This window comes from Polaribacter sp. (assembly GCF_036480315.1).
GTDB lineage: Bacteria > Bacteroidota > Bacteroidia > Flavobacteriales > Flavobacteriaceae > Polaribacter.
This window is the reverse complement of the sequence record NZ_JAZGGG010000031.1, coordinates 1-3,898: the sequence shown is the minus strand read 5'-3', so window position 1 is coordinate 3,898 and position 3,898 is coordinate 1. Positions and strand designations below refer to the sequence as shown.

Sequence of the window (3,898 nt, the reverse complement as noted above, 5' to 3'; positions counted from 1 at the left end):
TTCAATTTTAATAAAATCAAAAAAAATAAGAGCTTACTTTTCTAAATCCATAAAATCAAACGCTTTTATTAGGGTTGAAAAGAGAATATTATCTATTTTTGAGTTTTATCGGACAATAATAATTTTTAATAACAAAAGAAATCAAAAAACAATAAGTGATATTATGAAAAAATTGTTGTTGATTCTATTTTTTACAATACTTTTATTTTCTTGTGGTAATCAAAAGCAAAAATTCAACAATAATGCTAAATATTATGATAGTGGAAATATAAAAGAGAAATGGTTTTTTGGGAAAATGATATTTGATTCCATTTCCTATCAAGATACTGATTTAAAGAACATACTTATAGACTCAACAAAAGTTCTTTACTTTGATAACCATAAAAACACAATAGGAGGTATCACATTTTATTTTCAAAAAAAACACAAAACACTTGTATTTTATTTAAATGGCGTTTTAGGGCGAGAAGGTTATGCTATTAAAGATTCTTTAGCCATTGGCATATGGAAACACTATAACAGAGACGGAAAACTTAAATCATATTCTCAATTTAAAAATATTAAAGGAAAATCATACCTTAATCAAAATTGGCATCATAATAAAGATGGAGATACCATAGGGGGGTATTACTTCAATATGCCATATATCAAAGGTGACACTATCAAACTCAGTGAAGAATTTAAATTTTTTGTTCAAGTTCCAGTACCCTATTTTCAAGATAAATCTAAAATTTTGGTCTGTACTTCTGCTTCTGATACGTTAAATTTTAATAGCGACTTTTCGAATAAAGGTAACGTCCCAGAATCATGTGCGTATGATATTGAAACTAATTCTGATGATATGAAGTTTGCGCCGGACATAAAACACAGTCATGCTTCCATGACCTTTAAAAAATTCAAAACCCCAGGAAATAAATTAGTAAGAGGCATTATTTACGAATATTTAGTTAAGGAAAAAGACTCTTTAGGCCTAGAAAAAGCTTTAGAAAATGCCCATAAAATGTATTTTGAGATACCTGTATTTGTTAAAGATAGTGTATAATATGCCACAACAAAAAAGACAGCCTTTTGAATTCTTTTAATGAGAATAATGTGCCTGACATGCTTCAAAGTAGACAGGATAGTTTGATACATAATTATTTTAATCATCTCCCTGATACTTTAGGTAGTAACCCCATTCGTCAAGGGTTACATAATGGTCAGTGGTTTCCACTGCCTATATATTTGAGTCCAACTGATTCTACAAAGCTTATTCTAAATGGAACATACGAAAAAGTAACTGGTGTAAACGAAGTGTATATAATAAATATTTCCAAAAGGAATAAATAATGACATTAAAACGAAATAAGTATATACAAGTTTTTTTTTTAATTTTTTATTTAGTGTCATGTAATAATGAAAAGGTTGAAAAAGAATATTATAATACTGGACAATTATTAAGTGAATTTTATTTAGAAAATGGTAAAAAAGATGGTCTATTTAGAAGTTATTATAAAAATGGAAAATTAAAAGTAGTTCATAATTATAAAAATGATAAGCGAATTGATTCATCTATTTATTATTATAAACAACCTAAACAAAAAGTTAAACTTATTGAATATATAATTAATGACAGTATTAAAAAGTTAGTTTATTATGACAGTATAAAACCGTATATTGAAAGAAAAGGGAAATATTTAAGCAACACTATATTTATTGGAAAGTGGTCATTTTATAAAAATAATAAATTAGATAAAATTATTGAATTTAAAAAAATAAATAATGATTCTCATATAAACCAAGATTGGTATTATGATGATGATGGTAAATTAATTGGAGGCAACCATTTTCAATTAATTCATAGAGACACCACTTTATTAAAAGAAGAATTAAATACATTTTTAAATTTGGTGTCTCCTTACTTTAAAAGAGGTACATCAAAAATAGTGGCTTGTATTTCAAATTCTGACACAGTAGATTTTAATTTCAATTTTTCAAACGAAGAAAAGATGAAACTCGCTTGTTATCAGGATTTTAATACATTGAAAAGAAAAAGAAAAATAGCTTATTTAGATTATAATTATGTAACTGAGGTAAGTAAAAAATTCAAAACTCCTGGAAAAAAAATAGTAAAAGGAATCATTTATGAATACTTAATTAAAGATAGAGATTCTTTGGGTTTAGAAGCAGCAATAGAAAATGCTCGTAAAATGTATTTTGAAATCCCTGTATTTGTTAAAGATAGTGTATAATATGCCACAACAAAAGAGACAGCCTTTTGAATTCTTTTAATGAGAATAGTCATTTATCACCAAATCTAACTCAAAGTTTTAGGGATAGTATTGGTCAAGATAATATTAATAAACAACCTGATAGTATATATTCATATTCCTTTTATGCAGGTTTTTCTAAAGGTCAACTTCATAGGTTTGGTACTGGAATTCAGAAGATTGATTCAATCGAATACACAAAAAAATATCAATTAGATTCTATGACTATTATTAAAGTTTATTTAAAGACTGAAGCAATTAAAAAGAAATAATAAATGTCAAAGTATTTACTTATTTTATTTGGCATCATACTTTTGTTTTTTAGCTCTTGTAAAAAGGACAAAATAGAAAGCAATAAGGTTGAGCGAACTACAAAGTTTGATTCATTAAAAAAAGTTGTTTTAATTAGAGGAAAGGAATATGAAAACATGGTATGGCATTATGATAAAAAAGGTAATCTACGTGATGATAAAGGTTTTAATTATCTAATACAGTGTAAGGATACGTTTATAGTAAATAAAGAATCAATAGCATTAATAAACCTAATAGTTCCTTTTTTTAAAAAACAAGAATCAAAAATTAAAGTTTGTTTACCTCGTTATGATACATTAGATTTTAATAATGGTTTTTACAATGAAGAAGATATTGAAAAAAAATGCTTTTATAATTTAGAAACTTCTGGTATGCAGGAAAAATTTGATGTTGAACGTAGGCATTCAGTTGTTTTTTCTAAAAAATTTAAATCCGTAGGTAATAAAATAATAAGGGCTGTTCTAACAGAATATTTGTTAAGCAAAAAGGACACTTTAGGAGAGGGGGGGGCTTTAGATTCTATACATAAATCATATATTGAAATACCTGTTTATGTTAAGGATAGTGTTTAAAATTGTATGTAGTAAAATATAATCCCTAAACTTGTGACTTAGGGTAGCGAAGCTGTAAAGTACCTCTAGAAAATGACGATGAATTTTATACAGATTTAGGTCTACCACCCATGCCACGGATGAATGCTACACATTTTGATGATGCTGGTAGAACGTGGAATTATACTATAAAAGGTTGGGAGGTTATTGAAAATGAATACGACCCTGTAGTAAAAATGACCCCAAAACTTGAAGTTGTTGTGGCAAAAACCTCTAAACAACCTTGGCCTGATTTAAGTAACAGACATATTGCAAAAGATTGGAAAACGGGTTTTGGTTTTATTGATAATTTTGAAGATAATTTTAACGGTTATAATGCATGGGGAGATAGTAAAGTAGGTCATAATCTAGAAAACCCATTAGGTGCAAATAGCACTACTTATGGCTCTTTTGACAATGAGGGCTTTGTAATTAGAGGCGGAGCACAGGTTATTGGTACGGTAACAAATCTTAGCCTTTTGGTTACTTTAATAAGAAGTTTAAGATATGGTAGAGGTATTGTGAAGCATACTACAACTTTAGCAGACCATTATGAAGGTATGGGCACTAATGGAATTTTTAAAAGACTCTATACAAGGTGGTAATTATATACCTAATATGACACCATTTAAAAAAGATAGCCTTTTGAATTCTTTTAATGAGAATAGTAGCCTAACACCAAATTTAACTCAAAGTTTTATGGATAGTATTGGTCAAGATAATATTAATAAACAACCTGATAGTATA

Annotated in this window: 5 protein-coding genes; all 5 read left to right on the top strand. The window is 27.5% G+C overall.

Annotated elements, in window-relative coordinates; translation table 11 throughout:
• The coding region (locus V3V28_RS05910) for a hypothetical protein (RefSeq protein ID WP_331364100.1) at positions 1-1,042 on the top strand (1,042 nt) is incomplete at its 5' end.
• Positions 1,043-1,382: 340 nt separating this feature from the next.
• Positions 1,383-2,231 (top strand): toxin-antitoxin system YwqK family antitoxin, encoded by an 849-nt coding sequence (locus tag V3V28_RS05905; RefSeq protein WP_331364099.1) that lies wholly within the window; start codon positions 1,383-1,385, stop codon positions 2,229-2,231.
• Between the two features lie 26 nt (positions 2,232-2,257).
• A complete protein-coding gene (locus V3V28_RS05900; RefSeq protein WP_331364098.1) occupies positions 2,258-2,521 on the top strand; it encodes a hypothetical protein in 264 nt (87 codons plus the stop codon).
• Between the two features lie 3 nt (positions 2,522-2,524).
• Complete coding sequence (locus V3V28_RS05895) at positions 2,525-3,133, top strand: hypothetical protein (RefSeq protein ID WP_331364097.1); 609 nt, start codon at positions 2,525-2,527, stop codon at positions 3,131-3,133.
• Positions 3,134-3,252: 119 nt separating this feature from the next.
• Positions 3,253-3,756: a hypothetical protein gene (locus V3V28_RS05890; protein ID WP_331364096.1), complete on the top strand. Its 504-nt coding sequence runs from the start codon at positions 3,253-3,255 to the stop codon at positions 3,754-3,756.
• The last annotated feature ends 142 nt before the right edge of the window (positions 3,757-3,898 follow it).

Bases quoted from the DNA above. Each gene is read 5' to 3' on its own strand.
- V3V28_RS05895 (WP_331364097.1), top strand. From the start codon at position 2,525: ATGTCAAAGTATTTACTTATTTTATTTGGCATCATACTTTTGTTTTTT.
- V3V28_RS05890 (WP_331364096.1), top strand. From the start codon at position 3,253: ATGAATGCTACACATTTTGATGATGCTGGTAGAACGTGGAATTATACT.